This window comes from Helicobacter sp. (assembly GCF_022770205.1).
In the GTDB taxonomy this organism is placed as follows: domain Bacteria; phylum Campylobacterota; class Campylobacteria; order Campylobacterales; family Helicobacteraceae; genus Helicobacter_D.
Genome location: NZ_JALEIK010000027.1, coordinates 23,606 through 45,928, shown reverse-complemented (window position 1 = coordinate 45,928; position 22,323 = coordinate 23,606). Strand labels below are relative to the sequence as shown.

At 36.9% G+C, this 22,323-nt stretch carries 28 protein-coding genes; 18 read left to right on the top strand and 10 right to left on the bottom strand.

Annotation, left to right across the window (positions count from 1 at the left end; translation table 11 throughout):
* Positions 1-36: 36 nt before the first annotated feature.
* The gene (gene fliI / locus MRZ19_RS05650; protein WP_291031242.1) at positions 37-1,335 is read right to left on the bottom strand and encodes a flagellar protein export ATPase FliI; all 1,299 of its coding nucleotides are present in this window, start codon (positions 1,333-1,335) and stop codon (positions 37-39) included.
* A gap of 98 nt (positions 1,336-1,433) precedes the next feature.
* On the opposite strand from fliI, the gene MRZ19_RS05645 reads away from it, so the two are divergent.
* Positions 1,434-2,318: an NAD(P)H-dependent glycerol-3-phosphate dehydrogenase gene (locus tag MRZ19_RS05645; RefSeq protein ID WP_291031240.1), complete on the top strand. Its 885-nt coding sequence runs from the start codon at positions 1,434-1,436 to the stop codon at positions 2,316-2,318.
* Between the two features lie 215 nt (positions 2,319-2,533).
* Here the strand turns inward: MRZ19_RS05645 and MRZ19_RS05640 are convergent, their stop codons facing one another.
* The 6 genes from MRZ19_RS05640 to MRZ19_RS05615 form a co-directional block, all read right to left on the bottom strand.
* Positions 2,534-2,824 carry a hypothetical protein gene (locus MRZ19_RS05640; protein WP_291031238.1) on the bottom strand — a complete coding sequence of 97 codons (291 nt, stop codon included), beginning with the start codon at positions 2,822-2,824 and terminating at the stop codon, positions 2,534-2,536.
* Between the two features lie 103 nt (positions 2,825-2,927).
* Positions 2,928-4,361: a major outer membrane protein gene (locus MRZ19_RS05635; protein ID WP_291031236.1), complete on the bottom strand. Its 1,434-nt coding sequence runs from the start codon at positions 4,359-4,361 to the stop codon at positions 2,928-2,930.
* Between the two features lie 194 nt (positions 4,362-4,555).
* Complete coding sequence (gene flgK, locus MRZ19_RS05630; protein WP_291031234.1) at positions 4,556-6,382, bottom strand: flagellar hook-associated protein FlgK; 1,827 nt, start codon at positions 6,380-6,382, stop codon at positions 4,556-4,558.
* An 11-nt stretch (positions 6,383-6,393) separates the two neighbouring features.
* The gene (locus MRZ19_RS05625) at positions 6,394-6,849 is read right to left on the bottom strand and encodes a hypothetical protein (protein ID WP_291031232.1); all 456 of its coding nucleotides are present in this window, start codon (positions 6,847-6,849) and stop codon (positions 6,394-6,396) included.
* 27 nt (positions 6,850-6,876) lie between these two features.
* The gene (locus MRZ19_RS05620; protein ID WP_291031230.1) at positions 6,877-7,113 is read right to left on the bottom strand and encodes a flagellar biosynthesis anti-sigma factor FlgM; all 237 of its coding nucleotides are present in this window, start codon (positions 7,111-7,113) and stop codon (positions 6,877-6,879) included.
* Positions 7,114-7,164: 51 nt separating this feature from the next.
* Complete coding sequence (locus MRZ19_RS05615) at positions 7,165-7,359, bottom strand: hypothetical protein (protein WP_291031227.1); 195 nt, start codon at positions 7,357-7,359, stop codon at positions 7,165-7,167.
* 128 nt (positions 7,360-7,487) lie between these two features.
* Here MRZ19_RS05615 and MRZ19_RS05610 point away from each other — a divergent pair, with 128 nt between their 5' ends.
* From MRZ19_RS05610 to MRZ19_RS05560, 11 genes are all read left to right on the top strand, one after another.
* On the top strand, positions 7,488-8,732 hold the full coding sequence (locus tag MRZ19_RS05610; protein WP_291031225.1) for a peptidoglycan DD-metalloendopeptidase family protein: 1,245 nt from the start codon (positions 7,488-7,490) through the stop codon (positions 8,730-8,732).
* On the top strand, positions 8,732-9,331 hold the full coding sequence (locus MRZ19_RS05605) for an NUDIX hydrolase (RefSeq protein WP_291031223.1): 600 nt from the start codon (positions 8,732-8,734) through the stop codon (positions 9,329-9,331). The genes MRZ19_RS05610 and MRZ19_RS05605 overlap by 1 nt, the downstream gene beginning before the upstream one ends.
* Positions 9,331-9,966 carry a hypothetical protein gene (locus MRZ19_RS05600; RefSeq protein ID WP_291031222.1) on the top strand — a complete coding sequence of 212 codons (636 nt, stop codon included), beginning with the start codon at positions 9,331-9,333 and terminating at the stop codon, positions 9,964-9,966. Before MRZ19_RS05605 ends, MRZ19_RS05600 begins: the two co-directional genes overlap by 1 nt.
* A gap of 12 nt (positions 9,967-9,978) precedes the next feature.
* Positions 9,979-11,133: a lipid-A-disaccharide synthase gene (lpxB, locus tag MRZ19_RS05595; RefSeq protein ID WP_291031220.1), complete on the top strand. Its 1,155-nt coding sequence runs from the start codon at positions 9,979-9,981 to the stop codon at positions 11,131-11,133.
* 70 nt (positions 11,134-11,203) lie between these two features.
* A complete protein-coding gene (gene greA / locus MRZ19_RS05590) occupies positions 11,204-11,674 on the top strand; it encodes a transcription elongation factor GreA (RefSeq protein WP_291031317.1) in 471 nt (156 codons plus the stop codon).
* A 13-nt stretch (positions 11,675-11,687) separates the two neighbouring features.
* Positions 11,688-12,119 (top strand): dUTP diphosphatase, encoded by a 432-nt coding sequence (gene dut, locus MRZ19_RS05585; protein WP_291031218.1) that lies wholly within the window; start codon positions 11,688-11,690, stop codon positions 12,117-12,119.
* A 15-nt stretch (positions 12,120-12,134) separates the two neighbouring features.
* Positions 12,135-12,725 carry a hypothetical protein gene (locus tag MRZ19_RS05580; RefSeq protein WP_291031216.1) on the top strand — a complete coding sequence of 197 codons (591 nt, stop codon included), beginning with the start codon at positions 12,135-12,137 and terminating at the stop codon, positions 12,723-12,725.
* Positions 12,715-13,734 carry a hypothetical protein gene (locus tag MRZ19_RS05575; protein ID WP_291031214.1) on the top strand — a complete coding sequence of 340 codons (1,020 nt, stop codon included), beginning with the start codon at positions 12,715-12,717 and terminating at the stop codon, positions 13,732-13,734. The genes MRZ19_RS05580 and MRZ19_RS05575 overlap by 11 nt, the downstream gene beginning before the upstream one ends.
* Positions 13,735-13,743: 9 nt before the next feature.
* Complete coding sequence (locus MRZ19_RS05570; RefSeq protein WP_291031212.1) at positions 13,744-14,382, top strand: type III pantothenate kinase; 639 nt, start codon at positions 13,744-13,746, stop codon at positions 14,380-14,382.
* A complete protein-coding gene (gene hisG, locus MRZ19_RS05565; RefSeq protein WP_291031210.1) occupies positions 14,379-14,993 on the top strand; it encodes an ATP phosphoribosyltransferase in 615 nt (204 codons plus the stop codon). Before MRZ19_RS05570 ends, hisG begins: the two co-directional genes overlap by 4 nt.
* A 10-nt stretch (positions 14,994-15,003) precedes the next feature.
* A complete protein-coding gene (locus tag MRZ19_RS05560; RefSeq protein ID WP_291031208.1) occupies positions 15,004-16,269 on the top strand; it encodes a 3-isopropylmalate dehydratase large subunit in 1,266 nt (421 codons plus the stop codon).
* 4 nt (positions 16,270-16,273) lie between these two features.
* Here MRZ19_RS05560 and MRZ19_RS05555 read toward each other — a convergent pair whose 3' ends face one another.
* Positions 16,274-16,594, bottom strand: a complete 321-nt coding sequence (locus tag MRZ19_RS05555) for a hypothetical protein (RefSeq protein WP_291031206.1) — start codon at positions 16,592-16,594, stop codon at positions 16,274-16,276.
* A 97-nt stretch (positions 16,595-16,691) separates the two neighbouring features.
* Here MRZ19_RS05555 and tatB point away from each other — a divergent pair, with 97 nt between their 5' ends.
* From tatB to MRZ19_RS05525, 6 genes are read left to right on the top strand one after another with little or no spacing between them, the layout of a single operon-like run.
* Entirely contained in the window at positions 16,692-17,159 is a 468-nt protein-coding gene (gene tatB / locus MRZ19_RS05550; RefSeq protein WP_291031204.1) for a Sec-independent protein translocase protein TatB, read from the top strand.
* Positions 17,152-17,883, top strand: a complete 732-nt coding sequence (tatC, locus tag MRZ19_RS05545) for a twin-arginine translocase subunit TatC (protein WP_291031201.1) — start codon at positions 17,152-17,154, stop codon at positions 17,881-17,883. Before tatB ends, tatC begins: the two co-directional genes overlap by 8 nt.
* Positions 17,883-18,959 carry a tRNA preQ1(34) S-adenosylmethionine ribosyltransferase-isomerase QueA gene (gene queA / locus MRZ19_RS05540; protein WP_291031199.1) on the top strand — a complete coding sequence of 359 codons (1,077 nt, stop codon included), beginning with the start codon at positions 17,883-17,885 and terminating at the stop codon, positions 18,957-18,959. The genes tatC and queA overlap by 1 nt, the downstream gene beginning before the upstream one ends.
* An 8-nt stretch (positions 18,960-18,967) precedes the next feature.
* A complete protein-coding gene (gene rsmG, locus MRZ19_RS05535; RefSeq protein WP_291031197.1) occupies positions 18,968-19,531 on the top strand; it encodes a 16S rRNA (guanine(527)-N(7))-methyltransferase RsmG in 564 nt (187 codons plus the stop codon).
* Positions 19,525-19,740, top strand: coding sequence for a PP0621 family protein (locus MRZ19_RS05530; protein WP_291031195.1), 216 nt, complete (start codon positions 19,525-19,527; stop codon positions 19,738-19,740). Before rsmG ends, MRZ19_RS05530 begins: the two co-directional genes overlap by 7 nt.
* Positions 19,734-20,111 carry a hypothetical protein gene (locus MRZ19_RS05525; protein ID WP_291031193.1) on the top strand — a complete coding sequence of 126 codons (378 nt, stop codon included), beginning with the start codon at positions 19,734-19,736 and terminating at the stop codon, positions 20,109-20,111. The genes MRZ19_RS05530 and MRZ19_RS05525 overlap by 7 nt, the downstream gene beginning before the upstream one ends.
* 6 nt (positions 20,112-20,117) lie before the next feature.
* On the opposite strand, the gene MRZ19_RS05520 is transcribed toward MRZ19_RS05525, so the two are convergent.
* Both MRZ19_RS05520 and MRZ19_RS05515 read right to left on the bottom strand, forming a co-directional pair.
* Positions 20,118-20,966, bottom strand: coding sequence for a HemK/PrmC family methyltransferase (locus MRZ19_RS05520; RefSeq protein WP_291031191.1), 849 nt, complete (start codon positions 20,964-20,966; stop codon positions 20,118-20,120).
* Positions 20,967-20,981: 15 nt separating this feature from the next.
* Positions 20,982-22,193, bottom strand: coding sequence for a M48 family metallopeptidase (locus MRZ19_RS05515; RefSeq protein ID WP_291031189.1), 1,212 nt, complete (start codon positions 22,191-22,193; stop codon positions 20,982-20,984).
* Positions 22,194-22,323: the final 130 nt, after the last annotated feature.

Below are 22,323 nucleotides of genomic sequence, written 5' to 3'. Positions count from 1 at the left end.
GCATTATACAACCAGATTACTTAAAAAAATAAAAACTTAGCGCATAATTGCAATGAGTTTCTCCACACTCTCTTCATAAGAGAAAACAGCATCATAATCTTGCTTTAAATACTCTTCCATTGCCTCTTTTTTAGCAATGGCTTCGTCTAAATCCTTATCACTTCCTGCTTGATACGCACCAATCCTTATTAGCACTTCATTTTCCTTTAGCATTGCATACAAGCGGCGAAATTTTCTAGCTGCTTCAATATGCTCCTTGTTTGCAACATCATTCATTAATCTTGAAGCAGAGTTTAACACATTAATAGGCGGATAGATTCCAAAATCCGTTAAAGAGCGATCTAGCACAATATGCCCATCTAAAATACTTCGGCTCTGATCAGCAATAGGATCGCTCATATCATCACCCTCTACAAGCACGGTAAAATAAGCCGTAATGGAACCCTGCCCCTCTTCTTTCCCTGCACGCTCCATAAGTTGTGGCAGAAGTGTCAAAACAGAAGGAGGATAACCCTTGCTAGTTGGCGGTTCACCTAGTGCCAAGCCAATTTCTCTTTGCGCCATTGCAAAGCGCGTTACAGAATCCATCATAAAAAGCACATCTTCACCCATTGCCTTAAAATACTCCGCCACACTCATCGCTGCAAATGCGCCATATTTTCGCATTAACGGAGAATCATCACTCGTTGCGACAATTAACACCGTATTTGTCAAATCCCCTCCTAAATTTTTCTCCACAAACTCCGGCACTTCACGCCCACGCTCACCAATGAGTGCAATCACTTTGATTTTTGCCACTGCTCCTTGCACAATCATTCCCATTAAAGTAGATTTTCCAACTCCACTTCCCGCAAAGATTCCAAGCTTTTGCCCCTTACCACAAGTGAGCAAACCATCAATACTTTTAACCCCCACACTAAAAACTGCATCAATCCTCCCCCTCTTCATCGCCTCAATAGGCGCACGCATAATTGGCATAGCTCCTTCAGCCCTAATCACCCCCTTGCCATCAATAGGCTCCCCTAAAGGATTAATCACCCTTCCTAAAATCTCCGGTCCTACAGGAATTTGCAGCCCACGCGTGTTTAAATACACTTTATCGCCCACCTTTGTGCCTTCAATAAAAGAAAAAGGAGTGATTTTAAAACACTCCTTTTCAAGTGCGCTCACCATTCCCATACTTTGATTATCCTCACTAAGAATTCTTACAATATCACCAATGCGCGGAGTTAGCCCATTTGCCAATAAGAATCCCTGCTCAACCTTAATAACAAGCCCAAAAGTTAGAGAAAGATTTAAACCATTTAAGCGTTCTCTTAAATTTTTTAAAGCCATTGCAAACTCTTTGTAAAAAATGTAGTGAAATTTTAATATATTTTTACTAAAATTACAGCCTTAGTGCGTCTAGTACAAACTTTAATTAAAGGTTTAAAATGCCTAAAGTCAGCGTATTTGGTGGTGGAGCTTGGGGGGGTGCGCTACACTTTGCCTTTAGAGAGAAAAACCAAGCCTTCATCATCTCACGTAAAAATTTGGATTCCACATTTCAAATCACACAGGAGCAAGCCCAAGATAGCGATTATTTTGTTGTAGCAATTGCAAGTTCTGCGCTACATTTATGGCTTAGTTCTAATCCACTCCCTAAAAACGCTAAGATTTTAGTTGCTTCAAAAGGAATCGCAAAGGGACAATTTGTTAGCGAAATTTTTGATTCCTTTTATCCTAAAGCAAGTTTAAGCTATCTAGCAGGACCAAGCTTTGCCAAAGAAGTGCAAAGCACATTGCCTTGCGCACTAAACATTCACGCACACACACTAGAGCTTGCAAAAGAATGGTGTGCGCTTTTTCCTAGTTTCATCAAAACTTATGCCTCCCTAGATATTATAGGTGGTGAAGTTAGCGGGGCTTATAAAAACGTCATTGCCATTGCAAGCGGGATTTGTGAAGGCTTAGAGCTTGGAAATAATGCGCGCGCTTCATTAGTTGCTAGAGGATTAGTGGAGATGACACGCTTTGGAAAATTTTTTGGTGCGCAAGATTCCACATTTTTAGGATTATCAGGGGCAGGAGATTTATTTTTAACAGCAAACTCTACACTCTCACGCAATTTTCGTGTAGGACTCTATCTAGCGCAAGGCAAAGCACTCACAGAAATTTTAGAAACACTTGGCGAAGTGGCAGAAGGAGTCAAAACTGCACAAGAAATTTACACATTAGCAAACAAACACAATATCTACACACCCATTGCAAAAGAAGTTACACTCATTATGCAAGGCAAAAGCCCAAAACAAAGCTTACTAGATTTAATGCAAAGCTAGTAAATGATTTTTAAGAGTTTAAGCTTGTATAAAGCGAAATTCAAGGGTGGACTTTGCGTCAACTCTCTTTAACAATACTTCAATAATCCTTTATCGTATATGCAAATCAAATCTTTTAAGAAAACTTGGATTTTATCAGGGTGGATTCCAATTGGAGTGCCTTTAATGATATTTGTAGTTAATCTTGGAGTGGTAAGAGCGATTGCGTAAGTTTCTTAGCAAGCCCAAAACAATATCCACTTTAAAAGAATTTGCGAAATGCGCTTTTCTACCATTGCATATAAAGGTTTCTTTGTTATGAATATCATACTTCTTAAACTTATTATTTTGCACCTTTTCTTTTCTAATGGTATGGATAATAATCCCTTCTTTATCTCTCTCTCTTTTAATACATTATCAAGCATATTTCTTAAAATAATTTCTAAGATGGCAATTTTTGTGGTGCAATTTGTGACAAGTTCTAAATTCTTAAAATGCGATTTTAGATTCCAATTATAAGATTCCATTCTCTCTTTTAGTATCCATTGACATTGTTAGAATTAGTTTTTGAAAGTTTAAAAAAGCTAGAGAGTTAAAAAGATGGAATCCCAAAGGGGATTCTATGAGAGATTAGAAAGAGTATCTTACTTCTACTCTTGCTCTGTTTCTGCCTTCATCAGGCATATCTTGTATTTGTGTTGCTGTTGCAACATTATTGTTGTTTACAGCAGTTGCTTTTGTTAAATCAAGCTCTGTGTTTAAAACTGCATAATACGCGGAAACTATTAAATTCTTAGTGTGTCGCCAGCTAACACTTGGAGTAATTTCTGTAAATTTAGTTTTAACAGAAGTAAAATCATTTACCGCAACTTTTTTATCTGTTAATTCGCTCTTACCAAATACCGCATCTAAACCTAGCTTTAATCTGTTATCCACTAAAGCATAATTTAAAGAACCATAGAATACATTGATTTCTTTTTCTTGATCAGCAGCTACTCTATAGCCATCAACACCACCGAAGTTCAAACCACCACCTAGAGCATTTCCTAGACCATAAGAAGCCCCTGTTGCCTTATTATCAAACCATAGCTTACCAGCCTTTGCGAACTCTCCTTCAGAATCAAAAGATACCGCTATACCATCTTGGAAGTTTGTGATATATCCTGCTTTTACATCTAATGGAAGTCCAAAATTCTCTTTAAAGTTTGCACCAAGTTGGAAAGAGAGTAAATCATTATCTTGTGCAACATTTGCTTTGCTATTTGCGTTATCAGGAATTAGCCGCCCATATCTACTTGCAATGATGGTACCTTCACTATCATCAAGTTGTGTGAAACCATATTGGAGTTTTGCATACAATAAACTATGCTTCCAAGAAAGCTCTGTGAAGATTGCTGAATCAACTAAATCTTTCGCTGTGAAGCCCCAAACCCTCGCGCCAATATTACCAATGCCTGTATCTGTGTTATAAATTGCTGCAAGTGTATAAAGCGGCTCAGCTACAGAAGAACTTCCTGTAACAGCATCTACACTCCAAGCATCAAATGCACCTGCTACTAGAGTAAGTCCCGGAATATCGCTATTCATAGCTAGGATACCTGTTGCTCTATCATCGCCTGAATCTGTTAATGGAGTGTCAAGGCGTTGCTTACCAAGAATTACAGTGGTAGCTGTGCTATCTGGAGTGATTGTTGCATAAAATGTGCTTACACCAAAATCAGAATCTTCTTTAGAGCCAAGACCATTTCCAGCCCATCCATTATCATTTTTCCCGTGATTTACATTGTTTGCGCCATCATATTGAATCCCTAAATTAACAGAAACTGCTTCAACTGTTGGCGTTTTAAAATCCGCACGCGCACGCCATTGATGTCTTGCGTTACTACCATCGACATTATCTTTTTTAAAATCTTTATTGTCATATCTATCATCTGTATAGCGGTATCTTAAATACCCCTTCACATCTACACCTTTAATCGCCTCTTCTAATGGCTGTGCAAAACTTGTAATAGAGAATGCGCCTAGTGCAACACTCGCTGCCAAACTTAATTTTAAAAACCTCATTTTAATCTCCTTAAGAAGTAAATTATAATTGCGGAGTAATTGTATAAAAAAGCTTTCTTAAAAAGCAAGTTTTTTACGAGTTTTTTGGCAATTTTTTTCATAAAATTGACAAATATTTGGATTTATTTATGATTAGTTTATTTTTTATTGCTAAAATTTATTGCGCATTCACAATTCACTAGATTCTACTAAAATTAGCTTTTAATCCCTAAAAGCGTGTTTATCATCTCATCAATGGTTGTAATCATCTTTGCATTTGCACTATATCCACTTTGGAATCTAATAAGATTGACTAATTCATCATCCACAGAAACTTCAGAGAGTGCTTTATACTCTTTCTTTGTTGCGTTATAGATGGCTTCTTTTGTGGCTTGTGTGGTTTGTGCTGCTTGTGTTTCTGAAGCAACTTTATCAGAAATGTAACGAAAATACCCATTAATCGTTTCTAAACGCTGTTCCCCTTTATAATCTGTAAAAGTAATCTTATCAAATTGGAGCTGCTGTATCTTATTTGCAACAATAAAATTTCCATCTACAGGCTCTCTAAAGGCGCGGATTAATGTTGGATCGTTGCGATAATTTTGTGCTAGCTCCATATTGCTTGCATTATCTCCCTCAAAAAAACGATTCACACCAAAGGCTCCAGCGAAATTTGTGCCATTATCTTGGATGGAAATATAAATCTCTGCTGAAGGATTTTTAGCATTAATCATAAAAGTCCTAGAGTCATTATTATACACCGCTTGGAAATGATCATCAAAGTCATTGAGCGCATCTCCATCTTTATTATCATCAACATTTGCATTAAGCTGTTCTACAACACTTTGCATTGTTGTAAGATTATTAATCGTAACTTCCCTAGCACCTAACTCTTTACCATCTTTGTCATACATCACAACCTTAAATGTTCCCTCCCGCACATTATAATTGCTTGTTGTTAGCGCATCTCTTGGATCAAGCATTAAAACATCGCTTCTTGCTCCAAGCTGAGAGGATTCTGCGTAAATATTATTTGTAGCCTCTATGATTCCATTTGCAAAAGTGTCTAAATCATTAATATAGACTTGAAGTTTGCCTAATGTGCCATTACATCCTAGCACATCTTCTGTGCGGATTAAGTCTAGCAATGCGCCCACTTTACCTTGATTTAAAGCATTCGTCAAATCATAGGGCTTATGATCGCTTCTTAAATATTTAATGGTATAAATTCCACTTAGATTCTCAGAGTTATCCAACACTAGCGGATGGAAGGAATCGCCATCTACAATAGATCTTCCTCCGATGGTTAAGGTATAGTCATCATCAAAATCAGCAATGTCTTTATTCACACAAGCACTTCCTTGCACATTCTGCTTAAAAACATCACAACCAATTAAATTATTAATTTCAAACTCATATTCATCACGCAAATCACGCAAATCATTTGCCTTTTTATGCAAATCTTTGCTTTCATATTCTGCAATTTGTTTATTAATGATTGCAATTTGTTCGCCTAACCGATTCACTTCTTCAACTGCTACTTTCATTTCATCATTTAAGCGTTCCTGAAGATATGTTAAAGATTTACGCGTTTCTTGGATATTTTTTGTTAATGTGTTGGTTTGCTCTGCTAGGGCGATTTTTTGCGCTGTGTCGCCAGCCTTTGTAGAAAAATTTTTCCAAGCATTAAAATAGCCCTGCAAATCCTTATAGATTCCAACACCATCAATCTCCGGATAATAAGAAGAAGCTTCTCTAAGCCCAGAAAAACTTGTGTCATAATAAGTCTTCTCCGCGCTTGCTTTTTTATAACGCATAAAAGTGTATTCATCGTGCACACGCTCAATGCTTAGAATATCTAAACCCTGTCCTAATGCGTAATTCTGCTTCCAAAGGGGAGTCTCAGCAGCACTGCGCACAACTTGGCGGGAATAAAATGCATTATTTGCATTTGCAATATTGTTTCCGGTAACATCTACCATTACCTGATGCCCGGTTAATCCAGTGTAAGGGGTGTTTAAAGAAGAGAGTAATCCGCCCATTGCTTACCCTTTTAAACTTCTGCTTGCAAAAACGATGCATTTCCTAGCGATTGTTTTTTATACCCACGCTCTTCAATGGGAACAATTTTGCCCAGCAAAGAGCTATAAAATTCAGAAACCGCTAAAGACATTTTGCCAAAACGGAGATTTAAATCTTTGAGTAAATTGAGATTATCGTGTAAGTCTGCTGTGTATTGGCTAGCACCCTCACCTAGCAAGCGTTGCTTGTCTTCATAAGTCAAATCTTCTAAAGTAGAATTGGGAAACTCTTTGCGTAAGCGTTCTTCTATTTCTTGCGCATAAGCTTCCTTCTTGCGGATAAAGGATGCGGTTAATTCTTCTTTTTGTGGAATCCTTGCAAAGATTGCGTCATTATTTGCAATCTTAATATCAACAATATCTTGTTCAGTAATTGCAATGAGGGCTTTAATATCCTCTAATGCACCCTGTAAAAACTGCAAAGACATAGATAACTCCTAAAATGTAAGTTATCTCTATCCAAGCAATTCTTGTGCCAACTTTTCTGCACTCCCCTTTAAGTCAAGTTTATATGTTCCATTTTTAATGGCATCTTTAATTGTATCCACTTTGGAATCGGTTTTGGATTCCATCTTTGTAGTTTCTTTTGTTTTTTGCTTATCATCAAGGGTATTAACTTGCGCAGGGCTTTTATTGTTTGCTTGATTAATAGCCGTTGAAAAAGTCGCATTGCTCATCAAATGACTAATCATTGTGTATCCTTTCATAAGATGGTATAACCATATCGGCTAAATTTTAAAAAACTAAAACGATTCACGCACACTTTTTGCAACATCTTGCAAAAATTTCTCTGTATCTGTTTTGGGCGGAGCAATCTGTTGCACTTCACTATGCAATGGGACATTTGCTCCACCAATCTTAATGGCATATAAAATCACAAAAAGCATAAAATACACAAACAATCCAAACCCAATAGATGGCACAAACCAATCTTTCATCGTTACACCCTTAAGCTTTTTGCACAAAATAAAGGGCAGATTATACCAAAATTTCTATCTAAATTGCGTATTTTGTGCTATAATTTCTCACTTCATTTAAGCAACATTAAATCTTTAAAAGGCTCACTATGCTCACTAAGCAAGGCTTTAAACAACTTAAAATTGCACTTTTCTTTAAATGCACGCTTAAATTTTGGCTTGCCTTTGGAATGCTTGGAATATTTTCACACGCTGCAACAATTCAAGAATTCAAATGGGAACAAGGACAGACATTGCTCACCTTCTTTAAAAAAAATGCGATTCCTTTAAACACTTATTATGAGCTTGCACCAGAAGATAAAGAGCTTGCTGATGAAATCATTAGCGGAAGCACTTATTATACGCTTTATGATGACTCTGTGCTATTGCAAGCCTTAATCCCCATCAATGAAAACTCGCAACTGCACATCTTTAAGCAAGGCGATACATACAGAATGCGTGCGATTCCAATTGTGTATTTTTCTCAAGAACACACCATTGCACTCTCTGTGGATAACTCGCTTTATAACGACATCATCCATTTAACAGGCGATAGCTTTCTAGCAAGTGATTTTATCCAAGCTTATAAAGGAAGTGTAGATTTTCGCCGTGAAGTGCGTAAAGGCGATCAACTCGCAATCATTTATGAGCGCAAATACCGCTTAGGCAAAAACTTTGGCTCTCCAAACATTAAAGCTTCTACACTTAAGGTTAGAAACAATAATCACTATGTTATCCGCCACGAAGATGGAAATTTTTACGACTTAAATGGCAACAATTTGAACAAATATCTTTTAACACTACCTTTGCAATACAAAAGAATCTCATCGCATTTTTCAATGGGGAGAAAACACCCTATTTTAGGCTATACGCGCCCACATTTAGGCACAGATTATGCAGCACCAAGGCACACACCAATCCGCGCTGCTGGCAATGGAAAAGTTATTTTTGCCGGCACAAAGGGGGGGTATGGCAGAACAGTGATTATCCAGCACGACAATGGGTATAGAACACTTTATGCACATATGCACAAGATTGAGCAAGGAATCCGAGTAGGCACGCAAGTAAAACAAGGAATAAAAATTGGAACAGTGGGTAGCACAGGACTTAGCACAGGACCACATTTACATTTTGGATTATACAAAAATGGCAACGCAGTTAATCCTGTCAAACATCTAAAAATTGCGCATTCCAAACTACAAGGAAAAGAAAGGGAGAGTTTTTTAGCAAATGCTAAAAATTATCAACAAGCACTTAATGCCGCTTTAATGCAAGATAAACTACAAAATACACCTTTTAAGCGTATCAAAGATGGCTATATTGTGTATCTTAACGCAAATAAGAATCTCAATTAATGCAACCTAAAAATATTTCAAATATCCGCTTTTGCGCTTGTGAAAATTCCAAATACATCAAATCTAAAAGAATGCACTTTACAGAAAATGGCAAGGAGCGCAGTTGGGATATTATTGAAGCACACGATAGCGTAGCTGCACTACTCTACCACACACAAAAGGAAGCATTTGTTGTTGTCAAACAATTTCGCCCCGCTGTATTCTTAAAAGAAAGGGAGCGTAATACAGAGCATTTAAAAAGTGAAATTGGATATACTTTTGAATTATGCGCTGGAATCACAGACAAGGATAAGCCGCTTAATGTCATCATACAAGAGGAAATCTTAGAAGAATGTGGTTATAACATTCCCTTAGAAAACATCAAACAAATTGCTGAATTTTATAGCTCTGTGGGTTTTGCTGGAAGCAAACAAACGCTTTTTTTTGCAACACTTGATGAGAGTTATCGCGAAAATCTAGGCGGTGGGATTGATGATGAGAATATAGAAGTAATCTTTATCCCAAAAACAGAGGCTTATGATTTTATTTTGGATTCTGGTTTTCCTAAGAGTTCTGGAATTATGTTTGCATTTCTGTGGTTTTTTAGGAATATTGCCTAATGCAAAATCTCTCCGACTTAAGAGAGCTTACACAAAAGCTTGATGAGATAAAAGAAGTTTGGCAAATTTATGCAATTTTTGAGGAAGCAAGAAAAAAATTTAATGATGAATTTAATACTCTAAAAAAAGATAAAGAAGCCCTAGTGGAATCCTTTAACGACATTTCTGCAAAAAATGCATTTTTACTTGCGCAAAATAAAGAGTTAGAAGCAAAAAATAAAGCCTTAAAAGAAAGCAATCTAACTTTAGAAAAATCCGATTCCAACTTTTTAGAAAATTTAGAATCCAATCCTTTGGAATCCCAAGATTTTTCAAATCTTGCCACACATTATGCAAGCTTACAAGAGATTTTAAAAACAATGCAAGAAATTTTTGCCAAACTCCCACACATCGCCCCAGAACCTGTAACAAAATTAGAAGTTTCCTACCAAAAGCACCAACGCTTGCTTGCAAATCCCGCAAAAGATTATGTAGAGTTTAAAAAGGCTAAGGAATTGTTTGACACACTAATAAATGTGGAATCTAAATTTAAAACTCTTGATTTAGAGTTTTCAAAACTACAGATTGAAATGCACGATTTATTGCAAACTCCAAAAGAAACACTTTTAGATTCTACAAACGCCAATAAATTTTAAGCCATCCATCCTATGAAGTCTGTAAAAATCTTTATCTCCGCACTTGAATACTCTGCAAATTTACATCTTTTAAGGCTTTTAGATACATTTAGTCAAAAAGGGATTCCTTTTATTCTTTGTGGAATCTTTGATACTCAAGTGCTTACAAGTTATAAAAGCAATTTTCAAAACATTTTAAATCCTTCTAACTTTCGCATAATGGGCTTTAGCGGAATCTTAAAATTAATCCCAAAATTTCTTATCACCAAAAAAGAGCTTGTTAAACTTGCTAGCACAAGCGATATTGCGCTTTTTATGGACTCATCATCGTTTAACATTCCACTGATTCGCACCATTAAAAAACGCTCTTACAACTCTAAACACTCTCCGCACATTGTGTATTACATCCTGCCACAAGTTTGGGCTTGGAAAGCCTATCGCGCAAAAGTTTTAAGTAAAATTTGCGATTCCCTTTGGGGAATTTTACCCTTTGAATGTGATTTCTATCCCAAAGGCACACCTATTTGTTATGTTGGACATCCACTTTTAGATGCGCTTCCTTTTTCCCTAAATGCACGCCAAAACTCTCAAAAAATTGCCTTTATGCCCGGCTCAAGAAAGGCTGAAATAAAAGCACTCCTTCCTATTTTTAAAACCCTAGCTAAAACCCTTAAAAATCAAGGTAAGATTCCGCTACTTATTGCGCCACAGACTTTTAAAGACAAGGATTTAAACGCAATTTATGGAGATTTGAGCGATTTTGAAATCACCTTTGACACTTATGCAGGGCTAAAAGACTGCTCCTTTGCCTTTGTGTGTAGCGGAACAGCAACTTTGGAATCCACGCTTTTAGGGATTCCAACAATTCTAGCTTACAAAACACGCGCATTAGATTATTCCATCGCAAAAATCCTTGTAAAGCTAAACTTTATCGGACTATCCAATATATTCTTAGAATTTTACACCTACAAAGCACCTAAAAATAATCCCAACCCAAAAATCCCCCCCATACATCCAGAATTTTTGCAACATTTTGTTACACCACAAAACTTACTTAATGCTTATGAAACCTTTAATTACACGCACTTTTTTACCCAAAAAGCAAAACTCATAGAATACTTACAACAAGGAAGTGCGCAAACTTGTGCGACAAATTTAGAAAATTTAATCAAAAATTTACAAAAATAAAGGGCTTTTTAACCCTCTTTGCCTTACTATTGCAAATCATTTTATTTTTTAAGGAATCTTTGTGGAGCCTATGACAGAATACGGCTATAACAAGCTAATTGCCGAACTTAAGAATCTAAAAGAAATTGAACGCCCAAAAAACATTCTTGAAATTGACACCGCTAGAGAACACGGCGATTTAAAGGAAAACGCAGAATATCACGCTGCAAGAGAACGCCAACTCTTTTTAGATGCGCGCATTAATGAGCTAACACAGCTTGTAGCAGAAGCGCGCGTCATTGACCCAACAACACTCTCCCACGATAAAGTCAGCTTTGGCTCAACAATCACGCTAGAAGATTTAGACACAGAAGAAAGTTGCACATACACCATTGTTGGCGCAACTGAGAGCAATCCTAGCAAGGGCTTAATCTCTTATCACTCTCCGCTTGCAAAGCAGCTTTTAGGCAAGGTTGTAGGCGATGAAGTGGGTGTGATTCTACCCAAAGGGCGCGTGGATTATGCGATTTTAGACATCACTTACAAACCCATTGTGTTTTAAGGGCTTAAAAGCAATGGCTGTGCTAAAAATCAAACTTCTAAACCCAAAGGCAACACTTCCAAAATACCAAACAAGCGGAGCTTCTGGCTTTGATTTATGCGCAAGTGAGCATACAATCATTAAAAGCGGAGAATACAAGCTTGTGCCAACAGGGCTTAGCTTTAGCTTTGATGAAAAATATGAGATTCAAGTTCGCCCTAGAAGTGGGCTTGCTTTGAAATACGGAATCTCTGTTTTAAATGCACCTGGAACGATTGATTCTGATTATCGCGGTGAGATTAAAGTGCTTTTAATTAATCACGGAAAAAAGGATTTTGCTATGAATATTGGCGATAGAATCGCTCAAGCTGTGCTTTGCCCTATTGAAAAAGCAGAAATTGAAATGGTAGAAGTTTTGGAGCATACAGAGCGCGGAGCGGGCGGCTTTGGAAGCACAGGAAAATAAGAAAAGGAGAACCATTTGAGCTTAAAACAAAATGTAGAATACATCAAAGAAGAAATTAACAACGATGAAAAAATGTTAGAAGGGCTTTTGCGTCTTGAAAATTGGTTTAAGCGTTACAAGCTTGCACTCTTTACACTGCTTGGAATCCTTATTATCATTGCCATAGGTTATATTAGCAATAACTATTACCAAGAAAACAAGCAACAAAACTTAGCCAATGCGTATGAAAAAGCATTACAAGGGGATGAAAATGCCCTTGTAATGCTAAAAAACTCTAAAAGTAGATTATACGATTTATATCTTTTTCAAAATGCACTAAAGACTAACGATACAACTGCATTAAAAACTTTAGAATCTTCCAAAGATTCCATTATTGCGCAATTTGCAAAAACACAAAATGCCTCACTGCATCAAGATTTAAATGCACTAAATTCTCAAAACAGCGGAGATTTTAGCTATTTACAAGCTGCATTTTTAGAGATTCAAGCAGGAAACTTGCAAAAAGCCAAAGAAATTTTAGCAAAGATCAAAAACGATTCTCCAATTCGCGACCTTACAAATGCACTTACACATCTTAGCATTAAAGGAGTAGATTATGCAAAATAGTCTTTTAAAGCAAACTTTAAAACTTGGCTTTTTAAGCATTGTGGGAGCTTTATTATTCAGTGGTTGTGGCTCTAAATATTATTTCAAACCTGAAAAAAATGTAGAAGGCTCTGTGCTTTATGATGGCTCTTCTCCAGCGTGGATTAGCTCTATTGTGCGCAATGGCGCAACACTTCTGAATGGACAATTCATTACAAAGCACGCAGAAATCCCAGACATTAGACTCAGTAGAGATTCAAAATATCTTAACCAAACAGAAGAGCATTACATCATACAACACAAAAAATCACTAGTGCTAATTAACAAAAACACTAAAGAAGAAACAACAATTGAGCTTGAGAGTATTCCAATTAGTGCTTCAAAAGAAGACAATTTAATCGCAATCATCTTTGACACAAACACCATTGCAATTTATGATTTAAAGCGTATGCAAATTGTGTATCGCCAAGATAATGTCCCTGCTCCAGCAAACAATACACTCATCGCTTCTCCTTATTTTTTGAGCGATATTGTAGTGATTCCTACACTAGATGGTAAGCTGATTATTGTGGATAAAGTAAGTATGCGCCTTGTTAGAAATATTGTCGTTAATGGCGATAAATTCTTTAATAATGTCATTTTTTTAGAGGCTATTGGAAGCCGTATGGTAGCAGCAACTCCTAAGCGTGTCATTTCTGTGAGTCCAAATATCATTAACACCTTTGATGCTAACATTAAAGATCTTTTGTTTTTTGAAGATAGAATCTTTATTTTCTCTAATGAAGGTGAGATTATTCTAACAGATAGAGATTTAAACGAAACACGCCGCATAAAATTTCCCTTTGCGCATTTTTCTGCAACAAACCACGGAAAAGATATTGTAGTGCTTGAGACACAAGGTTATATGATTAGCGTTGATGATGATTTACAAACAAGCAGAATCCAAAGATTACCTAAACCAATCACAGAGCCAACATTTTCTGCTGCTGGAAAAATCTTCATTGGTAATCGCTTTTTTAACATTCAATAGGTGTCTTGTATGATTCTTTGCGATATTGGAAATAGCTTTTTGCATTTTTATTATTGCGGAAGAATCTGGAAGGAAGACAAAAGTGCGCTAACGCCAAAAGATCCCAAAGAAACGATTATTTACATCAGCGTCAATAAAGATTCCACAAATGCACTTCTGCGCTCGCATAAGCGCTGCTTTGATTTATGCAATCATTTAAATCTTGACACAACCTACAAAGGCTTAGGGGTAGATAGAATAGCAGCTTGTATGGCAATTGATGATGGCGTGATTGTGGATGCTGGAAGTGCTTTAACCATTGATATTATGCATCAAGGCATTCATTTGGGTGGTTTTATAATGCCCGGAATTGCGCAATATCGTAAAATGTTTAACAATATCGCCATTTTAGACCAAGAAGTCAATCTTGCTGTGGATTTGCACACATTTCCACAAAACACAAAAGATGCTATCAGTTATGGAATGCTAAAATCCATCATTTTAATCCTACAAACCACATCCAAAAATAAAAAAATCCATTTCACAGGGGGCGATGGCAAGTTTCTTTCGCATTTCTTTAAAAACTGCTTTTATGATGATTTACTTGTTTTTAAAGGGATGCAAAAGGCAATTGAAACAAATTTCACCGCAAAAGGGATTTACTTATGATTAGGGTTGCATTACCAAAAGGGCGCAATGCAGAAAAAACGCTAAAAATTTTTGAACACCTTTTGCAAGCATCCTTGCAATTTGAAGATCGCAAGCTCATTTTACAAAAAGACAATTTTAGCTTTATGCTTGTAAGAAACCAAGATGTCCCAGCCTATGTAGAGCGCGGAGCAGCAGACATTGGGGTGGTAGGACTTGATGTGCTAGAAGAGCAAAAAAGCCCCCTTGTGCGCTTGCTTGATTTAGGTTTTGGAAAATGTCGCGTGTGTATTGGCTCTCCAAACTCTTATGCCTTTAGCTTTGCAAATCCCAATCTAAGAATTGCTACAAAAATGATAAACATCACCAAAGCCTTTTTTGCGCAAAAAGCAATGAACATAGAAATCATTAAACTCTATGGCTCTATTGAACTAGCCCCCCTTGTAGGAATGGCAGATGCAATTGTAGATTTAGTAGAAACGGGCGATACAATGCGCCAAAACAATTTAAAAATTGATCACACGATTATGGATATTAGCGCATATTTAGTAGCAAATCCCAATAGTTTTTATCTGCAAAAACAAAAAATTTTAGAAATCCAACGGCACTTTAAAAATACATTAAATCTTTAAAGGAGTAAAAATGGGACAGACAATTACAGAAAAGATTTTTTCAGAACATACAAAAAAAGAAGTTTATGCAGGAGATATTGTAGATTCTCCCATTGATATGGTTATAGGCAATGACATCACAACACCGCTTTCTATCAAAGCATTTGAAGAGAGTGGTGCAGAAAGATTAGCAAACCCTGATGGATTTTGCATTGTAATGGACCATTTTATCCCAGCAAAAGACATCGCAAGTGCAAATCAAGCAAGAATTAGCCGTGATTTTGCAAAAAAGCACAATCTTAAACATTTCTTTGATGAAAAAGATATGGGGATTGAGCACGCCCTTTTGCCAGAAAAAGGCTTAGTAGTTAGCGGAGATGTGATTATTGGAGCAGACTCTCACACTTGCACACACGGCGCATTAGGGGCTTTTAGCACAGGAATGGGTAGCACAGATTTAGCCTATGCAATGGTTACAGGACGCAATTGGTTTAAAGTGCCAAGCTCCATTAAAGTAGAATTTATTGGAAAACCTGCACAACACATTTATGGCAAGGACTTAATCCTAGAAATCATCCGCCAAATTGGCGTTGATGGCGCACTTTATGAAGCCTTAGAGTTTTGCGGTGAAGGAATTTCTTATTTGAATATGGATGATAGATTTTCTCTTTGTAATATGGCAATTGAAGCAGGGGCTAAAAATGGAATCATCGCTCCAGATTCCATCACGCGCGAGTTTCTAGCAAGTCGCCCAAATTTGCGCGCAAAGCCAAAAGAATTTTTTTCAGACTTAGATGCCACCTACACACGCACCCTAACCATTGATATTAGCAAGCTTGAACCAGTAGTCGCCTATCCCTTTTTACCTAGCAATGGCAAAAGCATCACACAAGCGGTTAGAGATAATTTAAAAATTGACCAAGTTTTCATTGGCAGTTGCACAAATGGACGCTTAAGTGATTTAAAAATTGCAAGCGAGATTCTAAAGGGCAAAAAGGTGCATAAAGATGTGCGTTTAATCATCACTCCAGGCACACAACAAATCTACAAAGATGCCCATAAACTAGGTTATATTGATATTCTTTTGGATTCCGGCGCACTCCTATCAAATCCCACCTGTGGTGCGTGCCTTGGCGGGTATATGGGAATCTTAGGGGATAATGAACGCTGTGTTTCTACCACAAACCGCAATTTTGTAGGCAGAATGGGAGCTAGAAACTCTGAAGTGTATCTTGCAAATTCCGCAGTTGCTGCAATAAGTGCAATTGCAGGTAAAATTGCAGACCCACGCCTTTAGCCTTTTAAAATCTCCCTTGTGCTTGTTGTGTTTGAGAAAAAATCTCTTCTCCCATATATTGCCACTCTAGCTCACTAGGGATTGAAAAATCCCTGTGTTGTTGTGTGGTAGGATTCTTACTCCCATTTTGAAAAGAGTGCAAACTATACCCCGCAATGCTTCCCCCTTTTAAAAAATACGCCGTTGTTGCAGAACCAAGCCCAACACCTAGTAAAAACGCATCTGCTTTAGGAGAAATACACCCACTAAACCCAAATAAAACCCCAACTAATGACGCCATAAATAGCACTTTTCCAAACATTACCTTGCTTAAAATTCTATCCATTGTTACACCTTCTTAGTAAAATTCTAAACTTTTCTAAGCACACTTTATTCCAAAATTAGATAAAATCCCAACAGCTAACAAAAAAGGCAATTTAGCAATGTTTGGAATGGGATTTTTTGAAATTTTAATGATTGCCGTTGTGGCAATCATCTTTCTAGGACCAGAAAAATTACCAAAAGCACTTGTGGATATAGCAAAACTCTTTCGTGCCATCAAAAAAACAATGGAGGAGGCAAAAGAAAGCTTAGATAGGGAGATTAATCTTAATAAAATTAAAGAAGAAGCCTTAGCTTATAAAAATAGCATCACACAAGAAGCGCACAATCTAACAAAAGAGCTGGATTTAAAAACACTTGATTTAGATGCAACGCTTTTAGAGGATTCTAAAACCCCAACGCAACAAATTCTACCACAAGAGCTACAAAACCAAAAAAAAGATTCTGCATTAAGCCCCCAAACAGAAGCTAAAACTTCACAAAACACAGAGGAATCCAAACCAAACACTAGCACAGCCACCCTAAACCTTGAAACAACTCCACAAGACACAAGGAATCTTAATGCTTGAAGATTTAAAGCCCCATATCCAAGATTTACGCCGCTGTTTAATCCGCATTGCAATCGCCCTTACTATCACATTTGCAGCGTCGTTTTATTTTTGGGAAATCATTTTAGATTGGATGGTAGCACCCTTAAGCACTGCCTTGCCAAAAGGGCGTGAGAGTGTGATTTTCACTCAAGTTGGTGAGGCATTTTTCACAGCCATTAAAGTGGCGTTTTTTAGCGGTTTTATTTTCGCACTGCCTGTAATTTTTTGGCAAATTTGGGCATTTGTAGCCCCCGGACTTTATGAAAATGAAAAAAAACTTGTGCTTCCTTTTGTGATTTTTGGGACATTTTTCTTTTTATGTGGCTGTGCCTTTGCTTATTACATTGCCTTCCCCATAGGTTTTGGATATTTAATCAATTTTGGTAGCCAACTTTTTACTGCCCTTCCTAGCATTGGGGATTATGTAGGATTTTTTGCAAAATTGATGGTAGGCTTTGGTGTATCTTTTGAACTCCCAGTGGTTACATTTTTTCTAGCAAAAATTGGACTAGTAACAGATAAAACACTAAAAAGCTACTTTAAATTTGCCATTGTGCTTATCTTTGTCCTAGCAGCCCTTCTAACTCCCCCTGATATGCTCTCACAATTCTTAATGGCAATCCCCTTAACCTTGCTCTATGGGCTTTCTATTATAATTGCAAAAATGGTAAATCCCTATAAAGAAGAGCCACAAGAAGACTAATGGATACCCTACTCTCAAGTTACAACTACACACTTCCAAAAGAGTGCATTGCAACAAAACCCATTCACCCAAAAGAAGCAGCAAAATTGCTTGTGTTTAACCGCAAGAATTGCAGCATTACACATAGCACTTTTAAGGATTTTGCAAGCTTTTTACCAAAAAACACCTTACTTGTGTTTAACAACACGAAAGTCCTACCTGCTAGAATCTATGGTAAAAAAATCCTGCAAAACTCTAAAAAAGATTCCACACAAGGTGGAGCAAAAATTGAAGCATTATTCCATAAAGAACTTGATAAAAATCGCTATTTAATGCAATTTAAAGGGCGTTTAAAAATAGGCAGCATTATTGCCTTTGGTAGAGTCTATGCTAGGATTTTAAGCCAAAATATTGGAATCGGATTTAAAGAAGCGGAGTTTTTTACCCTACAAGAAAATGAAGAGATTCCGCTAAGTTGCAATGATTTCTTTACTTTTTTAGAACATAACGGACGCATTCCCCTGCCCCCTTACATCAAGCGCAATGCCACAATAGCAGACAAGGAAGACTACCAAAGTGTGTTTGCTAGGCACATAGGAGCAATTGCTGCTCCCACTGCTTCCTTGCATTTTAGCAAAGAGTCTTATGCGTCTTTAAAAGCGCATTTTAACACGGCAGAAATCACTCTGCATATAGGCGCAGGAACATTTATTGGGGTTAGCACAGAGAATATTTTAGAGCATAAAATGCACACGGAATCCTTTTTTATACCCCAAGATTCCGCAACAAAAATCAAAGACGCAAAACACATCACCGCCATTGGCACAACTGCAACACGCACAATTGAAGCCTATGCAAGAAGTGAAGCTTTTAAAGAAGGCAAAGCATTAAATGGAGAGTGCGATTTATTTTTACACCCACAAAACCCACCAAAAGCCACCCACGCACTTTTAACCAACTTCCATCTGCCAAAAACTACGCTTTTAATGCTAGTTGCCTCTTTTATCGGATTGGAACAAACCTTAAGTCTTTATAAAGAAGCCATTGCAAACAACTATCGCTTTTATTCCTATGGCGATGGAATGCTAATTTTATAAGAGATACAATGCAACTTAATCACAAACAACAAGAACTTTTAGAAAACTACACACAAATGCTACTCTCTTGGAATGCAATCCATAGCCTAAGTGGTGCAAAAGATGCTAAAAGTATTCAAAAAAATATTGAAAACTCTTTGTATCCTTTAAGTAAAGTTAATTTGAATAATAAACATTTACTGCTTGACATTGGTAGCGGCAATGGCTTTCCTGCCATTCCTTTACACATTGCCCTTGAGATTCCAACAATTTTATGTGAGCCAAACGCCAAAAAAGCCTCCTTTTTACAAAACATAAAAGCCCATTTAAAACTAACACACCTAAGCATTGCGCGCAAAAAAATAGAATCCTTAAACCTTGAAAGCTTGCCTGATTTCATCACTTCAAGAGCAGCTTTTGATGTGAAAATGCTTTTGGAAAAATGCAAGCATTGCATCAAAAATGACACAACACTTTTACTCTATAAAGGCTCAAATGTAGAAAATGAATTGCCAAAAGGACTAAAACACTCACGCTTTGCACACACTCTATCGCAATATCTTATCATTAATGGAAAGGATATTTTATGTTAAAATGGATTATTTTTGCACTCTGCATTGTTGGAATCTATTATTTCTTTTTTAAAAAACCAAAATCCCCAAAACAAGAAGACAAAGAAAAAAAACATCAAAAAGATTCCATTCTATTAGAATGCTCAAAATGTGGCACTTATGTTTCAAGCGATGAAGCAATTCTTCAAGATGGCAAATACTATTGCTCCAAGGAATGCGCACAATGCTAATCTTAAACCACCCCTTAATCACACCTTTAAATCTTATTTTTGCAACAGAAAAAACTAAAATCCAAAATACATTGCCAAATGATTTTTTAATCTTAACCCATAGCGACTCTACTACACTTTTACAATTGGCAAAATACTGCCAAGACAACCATCTAAACTTTGGAGTTATCCCAGCAAATATTACAGAAGCGATGCTTTTGATTAATCTAGGCGCACACTACTTACTAACTTCTGACTTAACATTTGCAAGGCATTTACAAAAACTTGCAGAAACCTATCTCTTTGACGCAAAGATATTGTTGTGCATCACACAAGAGAAGCAAATTGAAAACGCCATAGAATACGGAATTGATGGAGTTATCTTTACATAGGAATCGCTAAAAACTAATCACAAAGCCACGATCTAGCCCCGCTAAATCCTTATAAAACTCCACACTTTTATGGGGGATATTGCTTAAATGCACCTTAATGCTCTCTTTTTGATTATAGCCCATCTCACAAAGCAAATATGGAATGCGATTCTCTTGCGCCAAGTCAATAATATGGCACAGCATCTCATCACCCTTCTCCCCTCCAAAAAGTGCTTTTTGTGGCTCATAGGATAGAGATTTTGGAAGCATCTCGCCTTCTTTAATATAAGGCGGATTTGACACCAAAACATCAAAATTAATCCTAAGCTTTGCATTAAAATCCAAATACGCACCCAAATGCAAACTTAAATTTTTCACCCTAAATTTTTCCCTATTCACACAGGCATTAAACAAGGCTTCAGGGGAAATATCGCTAGCATAAAAGTTGGAATCGCTTTTTAAATCCTTGCTTAAATGCGCTAGCATCACGCTAATCGCGCCACTTCCCACACCAATTTCTGCAATATTTTTACAATCTTTATCTAAAATTAATTGCAATGCTTTATCCACTAAAATCTCTGTTTCAGGACGCGGAATCAAAGCACCATAAGAAATGTATAGCTCCTCGCCATAAAAACTCACCTTTTCTATTAAATACTCCATAGGCTCGTGATTTGCGCGGCGTTTAAGCAGCCTAAAATACGATTCTACAAAAAAAGATTCCACAATGCGATCAAAATGTGCGTGCAACTCCACTCTTTGTAGCCCCAACACAAAGCCTAATAAAACCTCTGCTTCTAAGCGTGGGCGCATTATTGCATTGTGTTGCAGAATCTGTGTGCCAACATTTAACAATCCTGCAATAGTTCCACGCATCTTTACCCTTCACCCCTATGCTACACTTTTTCCCAAATGCCCACAATCTAAAGCAATAAGCCTTGCCATTAAGGGCGGATGGCTATAATAAAAACGCATATATAAAGGATGTGCAAGTGGAAAGGAATTATTCTCTTTAACAAGCACAAGCAAAGCATTTGCTAAATCTTCCTTTGTTGTTAAACTTGCTCCAAATTTATCCGCATTAAACTCATTTTTACAACTTAAAAAATTCACTATAAGCATAAAATAAAATCCAAAAGGCGCACTTAAAATCAATAAAAAGACAAGATTTGCTTGCGCGCTTACTTCTAAGTTTGCACTAGCAAAAAGTGCCTCTGGTAGATTTGCCACAAAAAACACAAGAATGGCAAAGAATCCAAGAATGAACACCATCATTTTATAAAGATCATAGTGCTTAAAATGTCCTAATTCGTGTCCTAACACCGCTAAGAGTGATGCAGGAGAAATCTTATCTAATAGCGTATCAAACAAAATCACTCTTTTTGCTCTCCCAAGCCCAGCAAAATAGGCATTCAATCGTCCATCTCTTTTAGAAGCATCCATCACAAACACACCCTCACTTTTAAATCCAACACGCACAAGCAAAGCATTAATCGCTTCTTTTAACTCTGCATTTTCTAAAGGTGAAAATTTATTAAACAAAGGCGCAATGACTATTGGATAAAGCATATTAAGACTTACAATCAACACAACTCCCAATATAAAAGCATAAAGCTCCCAATTTTCCACATTTAAAATCATCCAACTAAACGCAAAAATTAAGATTCCCCCAATTACTAAAAGCAACGCAAAAGATTTTAAAGTATCCTTTATAAAAAGCTTCACTCCCCCCTTAGCAAAGCCAAACTCCCTATCCACCACTAAAGTTTGATACGCACTTAAGGGTAAAGCTACCAACGCTTGCACCACCAAAAAACAAAGCACAAATACCACAGATTCCACTAAGGGGGAAAAATCTAGCACATTTTCTAACTCTCTAAATCCATACAAAAGCCAAAAACCAACAAACCCTAAATCCAAAAGCGTGCTTATGATGCTTAATCTCTCACGCAAAGTTGCATAGCGCGCAGCTTGGATGAATTTTGTTCTCTCTAAGATATAAGGCTCTTTTGCGCCCTCTTGTTTTAAAAAACCTAACTGAAGCACAGACAAAACAATCTTTGGAACACTCAAAAATAACGCATAACACAGAAAAATAAACATTAAAAACCCTTGCAATCATTTAAATTTGCCTAAACTCACTAGCAAAATCCAATAAACCCGCCTCCATTATAACAAAAACGCATAAAATTTACTATTTATTAATGTATAATTCCCCAAAAATTTAGATTGG

What these genes read in the sequence shown, in the direction of transcription:
- rsmG (WP_291031197.1), top strand. Translation starts at nt 18,968, where the DNA reads ATGCAACTTAATCACAAACAACAAGAACTTTTAGAAAACTACACACAA.
- flgK (WP_291031234.1), bottom strand. Translation starts at nt 6,382, where the DNA reads ATGGGCGGATTACTCTCTTCTTTAAACACCCCTTACACTGGATTAACC.
- MRZ19_RS05515 (WP_291031189.1), bottom strand. Translation starts at nt 22,193, where the DNA reads ATGTTTATTTTTCTGTGTTATGCGTTATTTTTGAGTGTTCCAAAGATT.
- MRZ19_RS05615 (WP_291031227.1), bottom strand. Translation starts at nt 7,359, where the DNA reads ATGAAAGATTGGTTTGTGCCATCTATTGGGTTTGGATTGTTTGTGTAT.
- MRZ19_RS05575 (WP_291031214.1), top strand. Translation starts at nt 12,715, where the DNA reads ATGCAAAATAGTCTTTTAAAGCAAACTTTAAAACTTGGCTTTTTAAGC.
- MRZ19_RS05625 (WP_291031232.1), bottom strand. Translation starts at nt 6,849, where the DNA reads ATGTCTTTGCAGTTTTTACAGGGTGCATTAGAGGATATTAAAGCCCTC.
- MRZ19_RS05570 (WP_291031212.1), top strand. Translation starts at nt 13,744, where the DNA reads ATGATTCTTTGCGATATTGGAAATAGCTTTTTGCATTTTTATTATTGC.
- MRZ19_RS05635 (WP_291031236.1), bottom strand. Translation starts at nt 4,361, where the DNA reads ATGAGGTTTTTAAAATTAAGTTTGGCAGCGAGTGTTGCACTAGGCGCA.
- dut (WP_291031218.1), top strand. Translation starts at nt 11,688, where the DNA reads ATGGCTGTGCTAAAAATCAAACTTCTAAACCCAAAGGCAACACTTCCA.
- MRZ19_RS05640 (WP_291031238.1), bottom strand. Translation starts at nt 2,824, where the DNA reads ATGGAATCTTATAATTGGAATCTAAAATCGCATTTTAAGAATTTAGAA.
- MRZ19_RS05620 (WP_291031230.1), bottom strand. Translation starts at nt 7,113, where the DNA reads ATGATTAGTCATTTGATGAGCAATGCGACTTTTTCAACGGCTATTAAT.
- MRZ19_RS05600 (WP_291031222.1), top strand. Translation starts at nt 9,331, where the DNA reads ATGCAAAATCTCTCCGACTTAAGAGAGCTTACACAAAAGCTTGATGAG.
- MRZ19_RS05560 (WP_291031208.1), top strand. Translation starts at nt 15,004, where the DNA reads ATGGGACAGACAATTACAGAAAAGATTTTTTCAGAACATACAAAAAAA.
- MRZ19_RS05555 (WP_291031206.1), bottom strand. Translation starts at nt 16,594, where the DNA reads ATGGATAGAATTTTAAGCAAGGTAATGTTTGGAAAAGTGCTATTTATG.
- fliI (WP_291031242.1), bottom strand. Translation starts at nt 1,335, where the DNA reads ATGGCTTTAAAAAATTTAAGAGAACGCTTAAATGGTTTAAATCTTTCT.
- tatB (WP_291031204.1), top strand. Translation starts at nt 16,692, where the DNA reads ATGTTTGGAATGGGATTTTTTGAAATTTTAATGATTGCCGTTGTGGCA.
- MRZ19_RS05530 (WP_291031195.1), top strand. Translation starts at nt 19,525, where the DNA reads ATGTTAAAATGGATTATTTTTGCACTCTGCATTGTTGGAATCTATTAT.
- MRZ19_RS05525 (WP_291031193.1), top strand. Translation starts at nt 19,734, where the DNA reads ATGCTAATCTTAAACCACCCCTTAATCACACCTTTAAATCTTATTTTT.
- MRZ19_RS05520 (WP_291031191.1), bottom strand. Translation starts at nt 20,966, where the DNA reads ATGCGTGGAACTATTGCAGGATTGTTAAATGTTGGCACACAGATTCTG.
- hisG (WP_291031210.1), top strand. Translation starts at nt 14,379, where the DNA reads ATGATTAGGGTTGCATTACCAAAAGGGCGCAATGCAGAAAAAACGCTA.
- lpxB (WP_291031220.1), top strand. Translation starts at nt 9,979, where the DNA reads ATGAAGTCTGTAAAAATCTTTATCTCCGCACTTGAATACTCTGCAAAT.
- greA (WP_291031317.1), top strand. Translation starts at nt 11,204, where the DNA reads ATGACAGAATACGGCTATAACAAGCTAATTGCCGAACTTAAGAATCTA.
- tatC (WP_291031201.1), top strand. Translation starts at nt 17,152, where the DNA reads ATGCTTGAAGATTTAAAGCCCCATATCCAAGATTTACGCCGCTGTTTA.
- queA (WP_291031199.1), top strand. Translation starts at nt 17,883, where the DNA reads ATGGATACCCTACTCTCAAGTTACAACTACACACTTCCAAAAGAGTGC.
- MRZ19_RS05645 (WP_291031240.1), top strand. Translation starts at nt 1,434, where the DNA reads ATGCCTAAAGTCAGCGTATTTGGTGGTGGAGCTTGGGGGGGTGCGCTA.
- MRZ19_RS05610 (WP_291031225.1), top strand. Translation starts at nt 7,488, where the DNA reads ATGCTCACTAAGCAAGGCTTTAAACAACTTAAAATTGCACTTTTCTTT.
- MRZ19_RS05605 (WP_291031223.1), top strand. Translation starts at nt 8,732, where the DNA reads ATGCAACCTAAAAATATTTCAAATATCCGCTTTTGCGCTTGTGAAAAT.